This is a genomic window from Patulibacter sp. (genome assembly GCF_030655195.1).
In the GTDB taxonomy this organism is placed as follows: Bacteria; Actinomycetota; Thermoleophilia; order Solirubrobacterales; family Solirubrobacteraceae; genus Patulibacter.
In genome coordinates this window covers 1-16,540 of the sequence record NZ_JAURWA010000123.1, presented here as the reverse complement: position 1 = coordinate 16,540, position 16,540 = coordinate 1, and the positions used below count along the sequence as shown (strand labels likewise).

17 protein-coding genes are annotated in these 16,540 nt (G+C 75.9%); 6 read left to right on the top strand and 11 right to left on the bottom strand.

The features are described 5' to 3' along the window. Positions 1-54 precede the first annotated feature (54 nt). A complete protein-coding gene (locus Q7T67_RS13600) occupies positions 55-1,341 on the bottom strand; it encodes an SGNH/GDSL hydrolase family protein (protein ID WP_304790442.1) in 1,287 nt (428 codons plus the stop codon). A 226-nt stretch (positions 1,342-1,567) separates the two neighbouring features. Between Q7T67_RS13600 and Q7T67_RS13595 the strand changes: the two genes are divergently transcribed. From Q7T67_RS13595 to purH, 3 genes are read left to right on the top strand one after another with little or no spacing between them, the layout of a single operon-like run. Beyond that, positions 1,568-3,502 carry an ATP-dependent DNA helicase RecQ gene (locus tag Q7T67_RS13595; protein WP_304790439.1) on the top strand — a complete coding sequence of 645 codons (1,935 nt, stop codon included), beginning with the start codon at positions 1,568-1,570 and terminating at the stop codon, positions 3,500-3,502. A 23-nt stretch (positions 3,503-3,525) separates the two neighbouring features. After that, positions 3,526-4,140 (top strand): phosphoribosylglycinamide formyltransferase, encoded by a 615-nt coding sequence (gene purN / locus Q7T67_RS13590; protein WP_304790436.1) that lies wholly within the window; start codon positions 3,526-3,528, stop codon positions 4,138-4,140. Between the two features lie 53 nt (positions 4,141-4,193). Next, on the top strand, positions 4,194-5,846 hold the full coding sequence (gene purH / locus Q7T67_RS13585) for a bifunctional phosphoribosylaminoimidazolecarboxamide formyltransferase/IMP cyclohydrolase (RefSeq protein WP_304790433.1): 1,653 nt from the start codon (positions 4,194-4,196) through the stop codon (positions 5,844-5,846). 42 nt (positions 5,847-5,888) lie between these two features. Here the strand turns inward: purH and Q7T67_RS13580 are convergent, their stop codons facing one another. Continuing rightward, positions 5,889-6,173: a hypothetical protein gene (locus tag Q7T67_RS13580; protein WP_304790430.1), complete on the bottom strand. Its 285-nt coding sequence runs from the start codon at positions 6,171-6,173 to the stop codon at positions 5,889-5,891. Positions 6,174-6,314: 141 nt separating this feature from the next. Here Q7T67_RS13580 and Q7T67_RS13575 point away from each other — a divergent pair, with 141 nt between their 5' ends. Further along, positions 6,315-6,734: a Rid family hydrolase gene (locus Q7T67_RS13575; protein ID WP_304790428.1), complete on the top strand. Its 420-nt coding sequence runs from the start codon at positions 6,315-6,317 to the stop codon at positions 6,732-6,734. Here Q7T67_RS13575 and Q7T67_RS13570 read toward each other — a convergent pair. Further along, on the bottom strand, positions 6,731-7,411 hold the full coding sequence (locus Q7T67_RS13570) for a hypothetical protein (protein WP_304790425.1): 681 nt from the start codon (positions 7,409-7,411) through the stop codon (positions 6,731-6,733). The two genes, Q7T67_RS13575 and Q7T67_RS13570, sit on opposite strands and share 4 nt — an antisense overlap. 102 nt (positions 7,412-7,513) lie before the next feature. On the opposite strand from Q7T67_RS13570, the gene Q7T67_RS13565 reads away from it, so the two are divergent. Next, positions 7,514-8,329, top strand: coding sequence for an SRPBCC domain-containing protein (locus tag Q7T67_RS13565; RefSeq protein ID WP_304790423.1), 816 nt, complete (start codon positions 7,514-7,516; stop codon positions 8,327-8,329). A gap of 201 nt (positions 8,330-8,530) precedes the next feature. Here the strand turns inward: Q7T67_RS13565 and Q7T67_RS13560 are convergent, their stop codons facing one another. The 7 genes from Q7T67_RS13560 to Q7T67_RS13530 all read right to left on the bottom strand — a co-directional run bounded on the left by Q7T67_RS13560 (position 8,531) and on the right by Q7T67_RS13530 (position 13,727). Further along, positions 8,531-10,132, bottom strand: coding sequence for a polyamine aminopropyltransferase (locus Q7T67_RS13560; RefSeq protein WP_304790421.1), 1,602 nt, complete (start codon positions 10,130-10,132; stop codon positions 8,531-8,533). Between the two features lie 140 nt (positions 10,133-10,272). After that, a complete protein-coding gene (locus Q7T67_RS13555; protein ID WP_304790419.1) occupies positions 10,273-10,707 on the bottom strand; it encodes a DUF350 domain-containing protein in 435 nt (144 codons plus the stop codon). A gap of 7 nt (positions 10,708-10,714) precedes the next feature. Then, positions 10,715-11,617, bottom strand: a complete 903-nt coding sequence (locus tag Q7T67_RS13550) for a hypothetical protein (protein ID WP_304790416.1) — start codon at positions 11,615-11,617, stop codon at positions 10,715-10,717. After that, on the bottom strand, positions 11,614-12,051 hold the full coding sequence (locus Q7T67_RS13545) for a DUF4247 domain-containing protein (RefSeq protein ID WP_304790413.1): 438 nt from the start codon (positions 12,049-12,051) through the stop codon (positions 11,614-11,616). The genes Q7T67_RS13550 and Q7T67_RS13545 overlap by 4 nt, the downstream gene beginning before the upstream one ends. Continuing rightward, positions 12,048-12,707, bottom strand: a complete 660-nt coding sequence (locus tag Q7T67_RS13540; protein ID WP_304790410.1) for a DUF2617 family protein — start codon at positions 12,705-12,707, stop codon at positions 12,048-12,050. The genes Q7T67_RS13545 and Q7T67_RS13540 overlap by 4 nt, the downstream gene beginning before the upstream one ends. A gap of 1 nt (position 12,708) precedes the next feature. Continuing rightward, positions 12,709-13,119, bottom strand: a complete 411-nt coding sequence (locus Q7T67_RS13535; RefSeq protein ID WP_304790407.1) for a hypothetical protein — start codon at positions 13,117-13,119, stop codon at positions 12,709-12,711. Continuing rightward, on the bottom strand, positions 13,116-13,727 hold the full coding sequence (locus Q7T67_RS13530; protein ID WP_304790406.1) for a DUF4178 domain-containing protein: 612 nt from the start codon (positions 13,725-13,727) through the stop codon (positions 13,116-13,118). Before Q7T67_RS13530 ends, Q7T67_RS13535 begins: the two co-directional genes overlap by 4 nt. 125 nt (positions 13,728-13,852) lie before the next feature. Here Q7T67_RS13530 and Q7T67_RS13525 point away from each other — a divergent pair, with 125 nt between their 5' ends. Then, the gene (locus tag Q7T67_RS13525) at positions 13,853-15,535 is read left to right on the top strand and encodes a DEAD/DEAH box helicase (protein ID WP_304790403.1); all 1,683 of its coding nucleotides are present in this window, start codon (positions 13,853-13,855) and stop codon (positions 15,533-15,535) included. 45 nt (positions 15,536-15,580) lie between these two features. Here Q7T67_RS13525 and Q7T67_RS13520 read toward each other — a convergent pair whose 3' ends face one another. After that, entirely contained in the window at positions 15,581-15,868 is a 288-nt protein-coding gene (locus Q7T67_RS13520; RefSeq protein ID WP_304790400.1) for a hypothetical protein, read from the bottom strand. Between the last annotated feature and the right edge of the window lie 672 nt (positions 15,869-16,540).

Here is a 16,540-nt window from a genome sequence, read left to right as displayed (position 1 = left end):
CGGTCCCGGTCGCCCCCCGAGCGACCGCACGGTGCGGCGACCGGGGCGCGGCGCTCAGCGCGAGAGGCGCACCGTCCGCGTGACCGTCGACCCCGTCGACCGACAGGAGCCCGACGACGTCTCCGCGCAGACCCGGACGGTGTAGCGGCCCGCCGGGGTCGCCCGGCTGCGGGACGCCCGGGGCGCACCGGCGCAGGACAGCCGGGACGGGACCCGGCCCTTGAACGAGGCGGTCCCCGAGGCCGTCCGGCGACTCCCGACGGGCGCGGAGCACGTGCGGGTCCGCCCGGCCACGCTCAGCCGCCGCGTCAGGCGGGCGCGGTAGCCCGTGGCGCGGACGAGGTTCGTCGCGCGGAACGTCGCCGTGCGCCCGACCCGGGCCGACGACGGACCCGCGAGCCTGGCCTTCGGCAGGCTGGGCCGGGCGGCGTAGACGACCTTCGCGATCGCCGAGTGCGCGTCCTCGGTCGGGTGCACGGGATCGGCCCCGGTGTCCCCGGAGCGCGCGTACCAGCGGAACCGGGACTCCTGGCAGATGTCGTGCCCGGCCGTGGCGGAGGTCGTGTCGACGAACGTCAGCCCGAGGGCGTCGGCGGCGGGGCCCTGGGCGGCGAACAGGGCCGAGGTCGCCGCCCGGGTGTAGGCCGCGGAGCCTGCGGGCGCCGGCGTCGTGGCGAGCTGGTCGGTGCGGCAGAGCGGCCCGGACGCGGGCAGCACCTCGGGGTACTCGACCAGCGCGATTCGCGCCCGTGGGGCGAGCGCCCGGATGCGGTCGATCGCGGGCCGCGCCCGGGCCGCGTAGGCCGCGGCGGTGACGCTCCCGGGCCGCCCGAAGGTCTGGGCGGGCGGGTTCGCGCCGCACCCCGGGTCGTTCAGGCAGATGATCGCCCCGGCGAAGAGCCCCAGGCCCGCCGCGTCCCAGCGGTCGTTGCCGCCGCCCGTGAGCGTGACGAAGCGCGTGTCCTTCCCCAGGGCGCCGGCGCGCTCGGCGAGGGCGACCTCGCCGAGCAGGTCGATCGGGGAGAGCAGCGCCTGGCCCGACAGCGTCGCGTTCGAGCACGAGAAGTCGGCCCAGCCGCCGGTGCGCTCGGCCCCGAGGTCGAGGCGCTCCGCGACCTTCGACGGGTAGTTCCGCGCGGAGCGGAAGCAGTTCGGCTCGCCCGACGGCGTGGCGCGCTGGTCGGGCATCCCCAGGCCGGAAGTGTAGGAGTCCCCGAACGCCACGTACGTGCGCCCGGAGGCGGCGCCCGCCGTCGCCGGCAGGAGCGCGCCGGCGACCAGGGCGAGCACGAGCACGGGCAGCGCACGGACGAGGGGGACGGGACCGCGTACGGGGGACATGGGTCGGTGGGCACCGTACCCGCTGGGTGCGGGGCCTCGCGACGGGTCCCGGGCCGCGAGCGGGCGGGCGGGCGGCAGGTCGCGGGCCGACGGCGTCCGACCGGCGCGTTCCGCGGGCGGGCGTGACGCCCGTCGGGCTCGGGTCCGGTGCCGATCCTGCGTCGGGGAGCGGCGAAGCGCCGCCGCGCGGGCTGTCGTCCCCCCGCGCCACTACCGTGCAGGACCGATGCCGGTCTCCCCGAGCCAGGCCGACCCGCTGCTCTCCACGCTCAGCGGCGTCTTCGGCTTCCCCGGATTCCGGCCCGGTCAGGAGGACGCCGCCCGCGCCGCGTTCACCGGCCGCGACGCGCTCGTCGTCATGCCCACCGGGGCCGGCAAGTCGCTGACGTACCAGCTGCCCGCGCTGTGCCGGGACGACCTGACGCTCGTCGTCTCGCCGCTCGTCTCGCTCATGCGCGACCAGGTCGATCAGCTCAACGCCCGCGTGCGGGCCGCCGATCCGGAGGCGATCCCGCCGGCCGCGCTGCTCAGCGGCCAGCAGGACCCGGCCGAGAACAACCGCGCCGTCGAGCGGGCCGTGGCGGGCGACGTCAAGCTCCTCTACGTCGCGCCGGAGCGCTTCGGGTCCGTCGCCTTCCTCGAGCGGATCCGCCACGCAACGGTCGGCCTGTTCGTCGTCGACGAGGCGCACTGCGTGTCGCAGTGGGGGCACGACTTCCGGCCGGACTACTTCCGCCTCGCCGACGCGGCGCGCTGGCTGGGCACCCGGTCGATCCTCGCGGCGACCGCCACGGCGACCCCGCAGGTCGCGCGCGACATCGAGCACCGGCTGCACCTCGAGGACCCCGTCCACGTGCGCACGGGCTTCGACCGGCCGGCGCTGTCGTTCGTCGTCCGCCGGTGCTCGGGGCAGGTCGAGCGCCGCAGTCGCCTGCTCGCCGCCCTGGGGGCACCCGACGCGCTGCCCGCCATCGTCTACGCCGGCACCCGCGACAACGCCGACCGGCTGGCCGCCGACCTGGGGGAGGCCCTCGGCGTCGAGGCCGTCGCCTACCACGCCGGTCTGGACCGCCACCGACGTGACGAGGCCCAGCGCCGCTTCATGGGCGGCGAGGTCCCGCTCGTCTGCGCCACCAACGCGTTCGGCATGGGCGTCGACAAGGCGGACGTCCGCACGGTCGTCCACGACAGCGCCCCGCCGTCGATCGAGGCGTGGTACCAGGAGGCCGGGCGCGCCGGCCGCGACGGGGAGCCCGCCCACGCGTTCCTCTTCGCCGACGGGCGCGACAAGGGCCTGCACCGGTACTTCATCGAGCGCGGCGAGGTCGACGACGCGACGCTGGACCGGATCGCCCGGGCGCTGGAGCGCGGGTCCCGCGAGAACCGCTTCGACGTGACGGTCCAGGAGCTCGGGGTCGACGGCGAGTCCGCCCGCGCGGTCTTCGGGCACCTGACGCAGGCGGGGATGGTCCAGCCGCAGCCCGGCCCGCCCGACCGCCTGAAGGGCCGCCTGCTCGGGCCCTACGACGAGCGCGTGCGGTTCGAGGTCCAGGCGCTGGCGGGCGAGGCGCAGCAGAAGCGCTGGGCGCAGTACCGCGCGCTGTGGCAGTTCGTCGAGAGCGACGTCTGCCGGCGCGGGGCCGTGCTCCGCCACTTCGGCGACCCCTCGGTCGAGGCGGACGACGCCCGCCGCGGCGGCCCCGGCGCCCGGGGCCGTGCCGGTCGTCCGACGGTCCCGTGCTGCGACGCCTGCGATCCCGGACTGCTGCCCGACCTCGGCGGCACGTCGCCCGACGCGCGCGCCGCCGGGCGACGGGAGTCCGCGGGCGCCCGGTCCGCCGCTCGTCGCCTCACCGGTGGCTCCCGGCGGCTGGACCCCGAGGAGGCCGTGGCCGTCGACGCGTCGATCGTCGAGGTCGTCCGCGACGCCCGCCCGTCCGTCGGTCGCACCCGGGTGGCCGAGATCCTCCGCGGCAGCCGCTCGCAGAAGGTCCTGGTCAGCGGCTACGACGGGCTCCCCGCCTACGCCCGTCACGCGAGCCTGCGCACGGGCGACCTGCTGGCGCGGGTCGACGATCTCCTCGAGTCCGGCGCGCTGCGGGCGACGGGCGGCTCGTACCCGGTGCTCGAGGTCGCGGGCGAGCAGGCGACGCTCAGGTAGGCCCGCGTATCCTCGGCGCGGTCATGCCCGGTCCGCCCGCCACCCCGACCCGGCCCCTCCGCGTGGGCGTGCTCGCCTCGGGCGAGGGCACCAACCTGCAGGCCCTGCTCGACACGGTGCACGGGCACGAGGCCGAGGTCGTCGCCCTGGCCTGCGACAAGCCCGACGCGCGGGCGCTGGTGCGGGCCGCCGGCGCCGGTGTGCCGTCGCGGGTCTTCCCGCGCGACGAGCACGCCACCCGCGAGGAGCGCGACGCCGCGATCGCCGCATGGCTGGGGGCCGAGGGCGTCGAGCTCGTCGTCCTCGCCGGCTACATGGCGATCCTCACCCCGGTCTTCGTCGGGGCGTTTCAGGGCCGCATCGTCAACGTCCACCCGTCGCTGCTGCCGGCCTTCCCGGGCATCCGGGCGATCGAGCAGGCCGTGGCGCACGGCGTCGAGGTCTTCGGCGTCACCGTCCACCTCGTCGACGACGGGGTCGACACCGGGGCGATCCTGCTCCAGGACGCGATCCGGCTGCCCGGCACGCCGACCGCGGGACAGGTCCACGACGCCCTGCGCCCACTCGAGCACCGGCTGCTGCCCGAGGCCGTCCGCCGCGCGGCCCGCGGCGAGCTGCGGCCGCTCCGCGCCGGCTGACGGGCGGCGGACCCGGGGCGCGGGCGGGTCGGTGGCTATCCTCGGCGGACGCCATGCCGGATCCCCTGAAGACCACCGCCCCCGACCGCGTCCCCGTCCGCCGAGCCCTGCTCTCGGTGTCCGACAAGACCGGTCTGACCGAGCTCGCGCAGGCCCTGCACGCCCAGGGCACGGAGCTGATCTCCACCGGCGGGACGGCGAAGGCCATCGCCGACGCCGGCGTCCCGGTGATCGCGGTGGAGACCATCACGGGCTTCCCCGAGATGATGGACGGGCGGGTCAAGACGCTCGACCCGCACCTCTTCGCCGGGATCCTCGGCGTTCGCGACCTCGACACGCACGCGACCGCCGCGGGCGAGCACGGCATCGGCTGGATCGACCTGGTCGTCGTCAACCTCTATCCGTTCGAGGAGACGATCGCCAAGGACGGCGTGACGCTCGCCGCCGCGATCGAGAACATCGACATTGGCGGCCCGTCGCTGATCCGCGCCGCGGCGAAGAACCACGGCTACGCGGGCGTCCTGACCGACGCCGCGCAGTACCCCGCCGTGATCGAGGAGCTGCAGGCCTCCGGCGACGGCTCGCTGGGCCTCGTCACCCGCCGCAACCTGGCGCTCCAGGCCTACGCCACGACCGCGCGCTACGACGCCGCGATCTCCGGCTTCCTGCAGGACCAGCCCGAGTTCGACGGCTCCGAGCTGCCGCTCGGCCACCCCGCCGGCCACCCGGCGTCGGGCGGCCGGGTCCCGTTCCCGCCGACCTTCTCGCGCGGCTACGTCCGCGACCGGACCCTCCGCTACGGCGAGAACCCGCACCAGCGCGGCGCGTACTACCGCCGGGCCGGCGCTCCGGCGCACCTCCTGTCGGGCGTCTCGCAGCTGCACGGCAAGGAGCTGTCGTTCAACAACCTGCTCGACCTCGAGGCCGCCCGCGCGATCGCCCGCGAGTTCGACGAGCCCGCCGCGGTCATCGTCAAGCACAACAACCCGTGCGGCGCCGCGATCGGCGACTCCAGCCTGCAGGCGTTCGAGCGCGCGCTGGCCTGCGACCCGGTCTCGGCCTTCGGCGGCATCGTCACCCTGACCCGCCCGGTCGACCTGGCCGCCGCGGAGGCGCTCTCGAAGCTCTTCGTCGAGGTGCTCTTCGCGCCGTCGTTCGACGACGACGCGCTCGCGCTGCTGTCCGAGAAGCCCAACGTCCGCCTGCTCACGGGCGACGACGCGCCGCTGAAGGGCCTCGAGCGGCTCGACGTCCGGTCGGTCGCCGGCGGCGTCCTGGTCCAGGACACCGACGCGGTCGTCATCGACCCGGCGACGATGAAGGTCGCCACGACGGCCCAGCCGACGGACGAGCAGTGGCGCGACATGCTCTTCGCGTGGCGGGTCATGCGGCACGTCAAGTCCAACGCGATCGTCTACGCGAAGGACGGGGCCACCGTCGGCATCGGCGCGGGACAGATGAGCCGCGTGGACTCCGCCCGCATCGCCGCCGAGAAGGCAGCGGAGCACGGCCTGGACCTGACGGGCGCGGCGATGGCCTCCGACGCGTTCTTCCCCTTCCCCGACGGCCTGCAGATCGGCCTCGACGCCGGCGTCACCGCCGTGATCCAGCCGGGCGGCTCGATGCGGGACGAGCTGTCGATCGAGGCCGCCGACGCGACGGGCGCGACGATGGTCTTCACCGGTCGTCGCCACTTCCGCCACTAGCGCGAGCGGCGGCATCCACCCGCGGGCGGCGCCGGAGGCGCGTCAGTCGTCGGAGGGCCAGCGGCCGCGTCGGCGGAAGATCCGCCGGGCGCGGGCCTCGTCGTCGCGATCGTCCTGGCTGCGGATGCCCAGACGGATCCAGAGGTCCGCGACCACGGCGACGACCGCCGCGCCGAGGAACACCGCCGCCAGCAGCCCAGAGACCGCGATCGCCGCGACGATCGCGAGGACGACGAGGACCAGGGGGATGCCCAGCCTGGCGGCGCGCGCGGAGGTGGGGTCGCGGCGCGAGCCGGCACGATCGGTGGGGGAGTGGGGCACGGGCATCGGCACGTCGTCCCTACCCCCGGAGGCGTCCGCTCACGCCCTCCCGCCCGTCCCCGTGGCCCGTGGTCGGGCGCACGGGGGAGGGGGGACGTGGGACGGGCGTCCAAGGGCGCCCGGCAACATCGCCGTAACCTACGACGCATGAGCCGCGACCAGGACCGCGTCCAGCGCTTCCACTCCGGCGGACCGTGGGAGACCGAGGTGGGCTACTCCCGCGCGATCCGCGTCGGTGACCGCGTCCTGGTCTCCGGCACCACGGCCGCGCGCGGCGACGATCCGATCCCCGAGGATGCCGGCGAGCAGGCCCGGCTCGCGCTGGAGACCATCGAGCACGCGCTGGAGCAGGCCGGGTCGGAGCTGCGCGACGTCATCCGCACGCGCGTGTTCGTCGTCGACCTGCCCGTCAACGGCGGCCCGGTGCTCAGCGCGTACGGCGAGGCCCTCCGCGGTGCCCGCCCGACGATCTCCACCCTCGGCGTCTCGGCGCTCGTCGACCCGCGCCTGAAGGTCGAGATCGAGGTCGAGGCGATCGTGGGCGCCGGGGCGGTCTACGAGGGCTAGGCGCCGGGCGCGGGCGCCGCGGCCGTCCCAGGGCCCGCGGGCGCCGCGAGCGCGCCGGCGGGCGGCCAGACGTCGATCATGCTGCCGGGCACGGCGGTGCCGATCCACGCGTTCCAGGTCTCGTCGCCGGCCGAGCGCTCGAGCACGAGGCGCCGCGCCGGCAGGTCCGGTCGGGCGAAGACCACCCGCTCGAGGTCGGTCGGGGCCACGGGGGCCATGCCGCCCCGGCGGGCCAGGCGTCGCTCGCCCTCGGCCCGGACCGTCCCGCCGTCGACCGTGGTGCGCGCCCACTCGTGCTTGCGCCACGTGACCGCGTCGAGCGCGGGATCGATCGTCTCCGGACTCTCTGCACGGACCGCGAAGACGACGTCCTCGTCCGGCCCGCCGGTCGCCATCCAGCCGCCCTGACCGCGGTCGTCGAGGTGCCAGGCCGACCAGGTCGCCCCGTCCGGGGCGGTGACGTGCTGGACGCCGCAGACGAACCACGTCTGGCGGTCGAACTTCAGCTCGACCCCGACCTCGAGGTGGGAGAGCCCGACGAACTCGGTGGTCCCGGGCGCGACGCCGCCGCCGACCGTCCGCGGCCCGTCCTCGTGGCGCATCGCGATCCGGAGGGGCACGACGAACGCGACGAGCGACGCGATCGCGAGGATGCCCATGACGATCGCGAGCAGCACCCCCCGCACGATAGGGGCGGGCACGCGGCGGTGCGCGACCGGCCGACCCGCGGGCGTCGCGTTGACACGGCTCCGCGTGCCTGCTGCGATGGCCGTCTCCCGATGACCGACCCGCCCCTCCTCGCCGACCATCCCGACGCCCCCGACGTCGCCCTCGTCCGGGTCCCCGCCGTCGTCCCGGGGACGCCCTCGGACGTCTGGTGGGCGGTGGCCACGGGGGCCGGCCTGAGCACGTGGTTCGTCCCCGCGAGCGTGCAGGCACGGGTCGGCGGCGCGGTGGTCACCGACCACGGGCCGTTCGGCCACAGCCACGGCACGGTCACCGCGTACGACGAGCCGCACCGCTTCGCCTACGAGGAGCGCGAGTGGGGGACCGACGTCCCGCCGTGGCGGACCGAGGTCGTCGTCGAGGCGGTCGACGAGGCCACCTGCCGGGTGCGTCTGACCAGCGGGCTGACCGTGGAGGGCGACCGCTACCGCGCGGCGGTGGCGGGGACCGAGGAGGGCTGGGCCGCCGGGCTGCGCAACCTCGTCCTGGCGCGCGAGCACTTCCCGGGGCAGCCGGCGGGCGGGGTGTTCGTCGTGCGGAGCGTGTCGGCGGGCCGCGACGAGGCCTGGACGGCGCTGCTCGGGGCGCTGGGCCTGCAGGACGCGACGATGGGCGATCAGATCGTCGGCGCGGCCGGCGCGCCGCTCCTGGCCGGGACGGTCGAGGAGGTCGGGCCGACGAACCTCCTCGTGCGCACCACGGCCCCGGCGCCGGGTCTCGTGGAGCTGTCCGTCCACACGTGGCAGTCGACGGCGATCCTGCTCCAGGCCCACCTCTTCGGGCCGGGCGGCGCGATGGTCGCCCAGGCCGAGCGCCCCCGGTGGGACATGTGGCTGCACGCCCGCTTCCCGGGCGCCCGACCGACCTAGGGGCCCGCGCATGGCGACCGGCGGCACGCCTGCCGTTCTCGAGAACGTTCACCTCGCTCGACGGGGCGAACGTTCCGAGGAACGGTGGCACGGACCCCCGGAGGGCCCGTGCCGGTGGTGCAGGTCCTCGGGCCGACCGGCCCCTGGCCGTCGAACGCGCCGGTCGGGCCCGGCCGATGTCCTGGCGCGGGCCCGACCGACCTAGTAATCGGCCCAGCCGCGCCGCGTGTAGTCCAGGATCGCCGGGCGGTTCAGGGTCGTCGGCCGGACGTCGCGGGGGCCGCGGTCGGCCGGGAAGGTCGCGGCGGCGCGCAGGGTGGCCTCGTCGAGGAAGCGCAGCCCCGGGACGGCGGGGTTCCCGACGGTCAGGGCCGGCGCCGGACGGGAGCCGTCCGCGGGGCCCGCCAGCCAGAAGCCCCAGTCGCCGAACGTCGGCACGTCGACGTGGTACGGCCGGGCGCGCCAGCCCCCGAGCTGCAGGGTGCGGCCGACGGACCAGAACGCGTCCGGGGCGAAGTACGGCGACCCGGACTGCACGACGGCGACGCCGCCGGGCGCGAGGACGCGGGTGCGGACCATGCCGTAGAGCTCGGCGCTGTAGAGCCGCGCGAGGCCCTGGTCGTCGGGGTCGGGGAAGTCGACGATCACCGCGTCGTAGCGGTCGTCGGTGGCGTCCTGCTCGTGGTCGCGCACCCAGTTGAACGCGTCGGTGTTCGTCACCCGCACGCGGCGGTCGTCGAGCGATCCGCGGTTCAGGGAGCGCAGCCGCGGGTCGGTGCGGGCCAGCCGCGTCATCGCCGGGTCGAGGTCGACGAGGTGGACGGACGCGACGTCGCGCCGGCGCAGCACCTCGCGCACCGCCATCCCGTCGCCGCCGCCGAGCACGAGGACGCGCAGGCCCCGGCCACGCGCCGCGGCGCTCGTCGCCGCCAGGACGGGGTGGACCAGGGCCTCGTGGTACCGGTACTCGTCGCGGCTGGAGAGCTGCAGGTCGCCGTTGAGGTACAGCCGTACGTCGGGCGTCCCGCGCACGGTGAGGCTCTCGGTGAGGTCGATCTCCTGGTAGGGCGTGCGCTCCGAGACGACGATCGGGTCGTCGTAGAGCTGCTGCCGGGCGGAGACCTCGAACCGCCCGGCGTAGGCGAGCCCGAGGACGACGGCGAGCGCGCCGACCAGCAGGACGGCGGCGGAGCCGACCCGGAGGCGCCGGGACAGGTCGCCGCGGAAGACGACGAAGACGATCAGGGCGGCGCAGACGAGGTTGACGAGGCCGGCGGCCAGGGCACCGCGCATCTGTCCGAAGAGCGGCAGCAGGACGAACGGGAACGCGAGCCCGCCCACGAGGGCGCCGACGTAGTCCGCGGCGGTCAGGTCGGCGAGCGCCCGGGCGGCGGCCTGCTTGCGGATGCGCTGCAGCAGCTCCATGAGGATCGGCAGCTCGGCACCGACGAGCCCGCCGACGAGCAGCGACGCGACGACCACGGCGGGCGTGTAGACCCCGGCGTAGGCGAAGGCGGCGTAGCAGGCGAGCACCGAGAAGCCGCCGGCGACGGCGACCCCGACCTCGATCGCCACGAACGCGGGCAGCGGGCGCTTCAGGAGCGGCTTGGCGGCCAGCGCGCCCAGGCCGAGGGCGAAGACGAAGAGCGAGACGACCAGCGACGTCTGCGTGACGGTCGCGCCGACGAGGACGCCGCCCAGGGCGATCAGCGCCAGCTCGTAGACCAGCGCGCACGCGGCGCACGCGCCGGCGGCCAGCAGCAGGAGCGCGCGGATCGGGCGTGCCGCGGCGGGTCCGTTCATCGGGTCGTCCACGGCGGCGTCCGGGCGGCCGGTCGTCCCGGCGTCGGTCGACGGGGACGGCGCGTCGGGATCCGGCCCGACGGCCGCCGCGTCCCGCTCCGGCCGTCCGTGGGGGACGGCGCCCGCGGCGCCGTCCGCGGTCACGAGATCGACGCGGCGACCACGGCCCCGACGGCCAGGTGCGTCACGACGGTGATCCAGACCGCCGGGTGGTGGTCGTCGTGGGCGACCATCTCGCCGAGGTCCCCGGGGGTGAGCAGGTCGACGACCTTGAAGACCAGGCCGATCAGGACGACGCCGAGCAGCCCGTAGCCGAGTGCGTCGACGAGACCCTTGCCGAGGTCGTCGTCCGAGGTCAGGATCGCCGTGACGACGGTCATCGTGTTGGCGGCCAGGCCGGACGCGAGCACGGCGACGAGGTCGCGGTTGCGGTCCGTCCAGATCTGCTTGCGCAGGTCGCCGGGCGTGGCCAGGTCGACGGCGACGAAGCCCGCGACGAGCACGAGCAGGCCGACGACGGAGTAGGCGGCGGCGCTGCCCAGGCCGTTGAGGAGGTCGTTCAGGGTGTCGTTCATGGCCGGCTCAGGTGGTCGTGGTGGAGGACGAGGGTCCGTCGGAGCCGGAGCCCGAGGACGAAGGACGGGTGCGCCGCGAGGGGCGCTTCGGCTGGCCGGCCTGGCGCCGGCCGATCAGGCCGCCGACGACGAGCACGCCGGCGAGCACGAGCAGGGCGAACGCGATGCCGATGCCGATGCCGTGCGCGCGGATCCAGTCCCCGCCGGGAGAGCCGGTCAGCCGGTCGCCGTTGGGGGCCTTCGCGGCCGGTGCGGCGAGCTCGGCGGGCTCGGCGTCGTCGAGCAGCAGGGGCAGCGCGGCGGCGAGGTTGCGCAGAGCGAGGTCGTCGTCGTCCCCGAGGAGCTGGTCGTCGCCGACGCCGGTGAGGTCCTTCAGGGCCGCCGTCGGGTTGCTCGGCGTGCCGGGTGCGGTGGAGCTCACGGAGTACGACGCGCTGTCCTCGGACTCCGAGGAGGAGCTGGTGTAGGTCAGGCCCACCCGCAGCATGACCGAGCCCTTCGGGCACGTCGACGGGGCGGGCGTCTTGTCGGGCCCCCCGCCGGAGAGCGTCTCGCTGCGGTCCGACGCCCCGGTTCCGCCCAGGTCGACCTGGTACCCGAAGCAGACGCCGGACTCGGACGTGGCCTCCGCGAGGGTGTTGGCCAGCTCGACGCGGTCCTCGGCCGACAGCAGGATGCCGTCGCCGGCCTCGGCCGCCGTGATCTCGGGTCGTGTGATCGTCGGCTGCGTGGTGGTCGGCGCCGTCGAGGTCGTGCCGGTGGTCGTCGGTGGCGCGGCCGACGTGGTCGTGGTCCGGCCGAACTCCGGGGGGTCCGAGAGCGTCGACTGGGCCCCGGCCTGCCCGATGCCGACGGTCGGGAGCAGCGCGAGCGTCGCTGCGAGGACGGCGGTCCGACGGCGGACGCTCACTTGCCCGTCCCCGGTCCGCCGCCGCGGAAGCCCTCGGCCCGGCCGGAGTACGTGCCGAACCACCCGCCCACGTACGGGTACGAGCTGGCGTAGCCGCGGTCGGCGTCGTCGACCGCGATCTCGGTGCCCCCGCCCGTGCGCGGCCGGACGACGACCAGGTCGTCGCGGTAGCGCAGGAACACGGCGCCGGGGTCGGTGAGCCGGTCCGCGGGCTTCCAGGCGTCGGTGAGGTCCTTCGTGACCTTCGCGACGTTCTGGGTGGTCCGGTAGACGTCGGCACCGCCGCGTTTGCCGGCCGAGGTGTAGTGGTCCTTGACCCACGAGCGCGGGGAGGACCCGCACGAGGACAGACCGCCCACGAGCAGCACCAGGGCGATCACCAGCAGCGCGCCGCCGGCGACGATCGTGGCGGTGGACTTGCCGCGCAGGCTCATCGACGGGCCTCCCCGGTGGTCGTGAGGGGACGGTCGTCGACCGTCGGCGGAGCGGCGTGGCCGGACCCCGGGACCCCGGTCGGCGCCGGACCGGCGGCCCGGGTGCCCGGCGTGCCGGCGGGATCCACCGCGACGTGGTGCCCCAGCAGTGCGACCGACGACCGGGTCCGGACGACCTCGCCGCGCTCGGGGTAGAGGTGCCAGGTGTCCCAGGCCGCCCCGTCCGCCGTGGCGTGCGCCCGCAGGCCGGTCGCCGCGCCGGGCGCGCCCGGGAAGGTCGCGACGATGCCGGCGGGGTCCTCGGTCAGGGTCCGGTGCAGCTCGTCCGCCAGCGCGACCACGGCGGCGGTGCCGGCGGTCTCGACGTCGGCGGAGAACGCGTAGCGCAGACCGTGCGCGTCGATCCGCCCCGGGGCGCGGTCCAGCGCGACGCCCCCGGCGATGCCGCAGGCGACCGTCTCGGTCACGCGCCGCCCGCCGGGCACCAGGAGCTCGACCGCGTGCGACGCGCCGAGCACGTGCAGCCGCAGGTCGAACGCCCCCGTGACGACGTCGACGTGGGCCAGGCCCGCCGATGGCGCGGCGTCGGGCTCCAGGGCCCAGGCCAGGTCGGTCGCGGCGGCGTCGCGGAAGGGGACGTCGATCAGGGCGCGCACGTCAGCGGTCCTCGGGCTCGTCGGCGTCGCCGGTCGCGGCGTCGGGCGCGCCGGAGGGACGGTCGTCGGCGGTCCGGTGTGCGTCCGTCGAGCGGCCATCGGCCGGCCGGTCGGAGCGCAGCGCCTCGTAGGCCAGCTCCGCCCGCCGGGCGAGGTCGCGGAGCTGCTCGATGCGGGGCTCCAGGGCCTCGGCGCGACGCTCCTGCAGGGCGGCGTCCTCGCCGAGACCCGCCATGCCGGGGACCTCGGCCCGCTCCCGCAGGCGGACGCCCTCCTTCAGCGCCTTGGCGCGGACGGTGACGAGGGCGCCGACGGCCTCGCGGGCGGCGTCCAGGGCCTGCTGCGCGGCGGCCAGCGCCTCGGCACCGGGCGGGCTCGGTGCGGGCCCCCCGGCCGGGGCGGCGTCGCTCACGCCACGCCCCCGGCGGCCGTGCCGGCGGGGTAGATCTCGAGCAGGTGGGTGCCGACGGCCGAGCCGGTGGAGACCTCCCAGGAGCCGTCGCCGGACCACTGCTCGAACGACAGCAGGCGGCCGCCCTCGGCCTTGTAGTCCGCGTACCGCGCCCTGCCGGAGTCCGGCAGACCCGTCGTGCCGGTCGACGTGAAGGTCGCGCTACCGGACTCGACCTTCTTGTAGGTGCGGCCCTCGAAGGTCACCGCGCCGCCGTCGGGGGACAGGCCGCCCGGGGCCTCCACGGCGTTCCAGAGCGCGACGTCGGTCCCGTCGGAGAGGTCGACCGACAGCCAGGTGCGGACGTCCTGCCCGGCGTCGAGGTGGTACTCCGACCACACGTAGCCGTCCTCGTCGAAGCGGATCTGGCCGCGCACGACGTAGTCGTGGCCGCCGTGGGAGACGACCGCGCCGACCCCGAGCGCGTCGAGCGGGCTGCCCGTCGCGTCGGCCAGCGGGTCCTTCGGCGCGGGCAGCGCGGAGCCCTCGGCGGCGGACCGGTTGCGCAGCACCACCACGACGGCGACGCCGATCAGGACCAGGACGACGATGGCGATGGCGAACCCCATGGCGCGGACGATAGCGGGAGGGCGCCAGCGCCACGAGGCCCGATCGTGAGGAATCGCTGAGACGTCCGTGGCCCTGAGCAGGGGTTCTGCAGCCGTCCGCGGGATCCCCCAAGATGGTCGGTCGCGTGAGCACCGCTCTCCCCATCCCCCCCGGCCTGCGCGTCTGGCAGCAGGAGGTCCTCGAGAAGATGTCCGCGTGGGACCGCGGCGTCTTCCTGATCGCCGCCGCACCCGGCGCGGGCAAGACCCGACCCGCCCTGGAGCAGGCCGTCCGCATGCTCTACGCGCGCCAGGCGGACCGCATCGCGCTGATCTGCCCGACCGCGCCGCTGACCCGTCAGTGGGCCGAGGCCGCCGCCCGCCTGGGCGTCCACCTGGCCCCCGACGCCCCCGAGCTGACGCCGCCGGCCGGCTTCCACGGCGTCGCGGTCACCTACGCCCGCGTCGCCCAGTCCGCGCAGCGGTTCGCGCAGCAGTGCACCGAGTCGACGATCGTCATCGCCGACGAGGCCCACCACCTCGGTGAGGAGCTGGCGTGGGGCAAGGGCTTCGACCTGGCCTTCGGCAGGGCACGGCAGTGGCTGCTGCTGTCGGGGACGCCCTTCCGCTCCGACCAGTCCGCGATCCCGGGCGTCGAGTACGACTCCGACGGCGTCACCCAGCCCGACTACTCCTACGGCTACGCGGACGCGGTCCGCGACGGCGTCTGCCGGCCGGTGTCGTTCATCCCGTTCGACGGCACGATGTCGTGGCAGTCCGGCGACGACACGGTCGAGGCGTCGTTCGCCGACGCGGTCTCGAGCGACCAGCGGGCGCGCCGGTACCGGACGGCGATCTCGACCGACCTCGAGGGCGCGCTGCCGAAGATCCTCCGCGAGGCCGACGGGCGCCTGGCGCGCCTGCGCGCGGACTCCCACCCCGAGGCGGGCGGTCTCGTGGTCGCCGCCGACGGCGAGCACGCCCGCAAGGTCGCCGCGACCCTCCACCGCATCACCGGCACGCCCCCCGTGGTCGTCATGCACACGGACCAGGCCGCCCACCAGAAGCTCGAGTCGTTCACCCACAGCACCGACCCGTGGATCGTGGCGGTCAACATGGTCTCCGAGGGCGTCGACATCCCGCGCCTGCGGGTCGGCGTCTACGCCACCGCGTCGAAGACGGCGATGATCTTCCGCCAGATCGTCGGGCGCTTCGTCCGGACGATCCCGAACCGCCCGATCGAGGGCTCCTGGCTCTACATCCCCGCCGAGCCGACGCTCCGCGCGCACGCCGGCGAGATCGCCAAGGAGCTCGTGCCGTTCCTCCGTCGCAAGGAGGACGCCGATCCCGACGCGCCCGAGCAGCTGCTCGACGAGCCGGGGGAGACGCCCGAGGACGAACTGGGCCTCGTCGCCGAGTTCAAGGCCCTGAACGCCGACATGGCGGCCGAGGCGCAGCTCGACCTCTTCGGCGGCGCCACGCCGCTGAAGCCGCAGGCGTCCACGACGGGCACGGGGATGAGCACCGGGACGACGACGGGCACACCGATCCAGCCGGTCGGCGCGGGCCCGGGCGGCCACGCGTTCTACGCCGGCGGCGTGGGCGGCTTCGCGGCGACCGAGGTCCCGCTCTGGCAGCAGCGGCAGCGCCTGCGTGAGACCCGCCACCGCCTCGTCGGCGAGCTCGGCCGCACCCGTCGCGCCACCCAGCGCGAGGTCAACGCCTGGGTGAACAAGCAGATCGGCATCACCCGGGTCCAGGACGCGACGGTCGAGCAGCTCGAGTCGTCGATCGACCTGATCGAGCGGGCCCTGATGGGCAAGGCGTAGGGGAGAGGGCGGGCGCCCGGTCGGCGGGTGCCGCGGGGCGGGCGGTCAGTCGCGCAGCTGGGCGAAGGCCCCCAGCACGCTGCGCACGACCATGGTGAGCAGTGCCCCGAGGGCGATCGTCCCGGTCACGGCCGCGACGGTCCACAGCACCCCGATCAGCGCCCGCCACCCCCCGCCGCCACAGGACAGGGCCGTCTCCCGGCACTCCAGGCCGCTGTCGAGTCCGACGAGCAGCCAGATCAGGTAGCCCAGCGCGAAGGCCGTGACGGCGACGGCGGCGGGCACGACGGTCCACGTCCGCGGGTTGCGCAGGAGTCCGGACCGGTTCGACATCACCCGACGGTACGCATGCCGGGGGCGGGGCGGACGAGGGACGGGGCGCCGTGGGCGGGGGCGCGGCACGGCGGGGGCGGCGCGGGCGGGACGTCGTGCGGGCGGGACGTTGTGCGTGCGGGGGTGTGCGTGCGGGCGGGACGTCGTGCGGGCGGGGGTGTGCGGGCGGGCGGAGGATGAGCGCGGGTGGCGGGCGCCGAACGCTTCGCGGGTACGCTCCCGTCCATGTCGACCCGCATGACCCTCTGCGCGATCTTCCCGTACGCGGCGGCGATCGTCGCGTTCGCGCTCGGCGGCTGACGAGGCGCGGGTCGGTCGTCCGCCCAGGACGGCTGCGCCACGATCCGCCGGCGTGACCCGGGACGGTCGCTCGGGCAGGGCCGGCCCGGAACGGCCGCTCGAGGAACGTGCAGGATCCGCCAAGGTCGGCCCGGGCCTCCGCCGAGTGACGGATCGAGCACGCCCTGCGTGCGCCATTCGTCAATCCTCGCGCCGTCGTGTCTCGAGTGGCGGATCCCGCACGCTCGGCGCGGGCGCGCTCCCGCCGCCGCCCGGCCCCCGGGCCCCGCCGCTGCCCGGCCCCGCCGCCGCCCGTCCCGCCGCCGCCCGTCCCCACCGGCCGCCCGTCCCCACCGGCCGCCCGGCCCCACCGGCCGCCCGGCCCCACCGGCC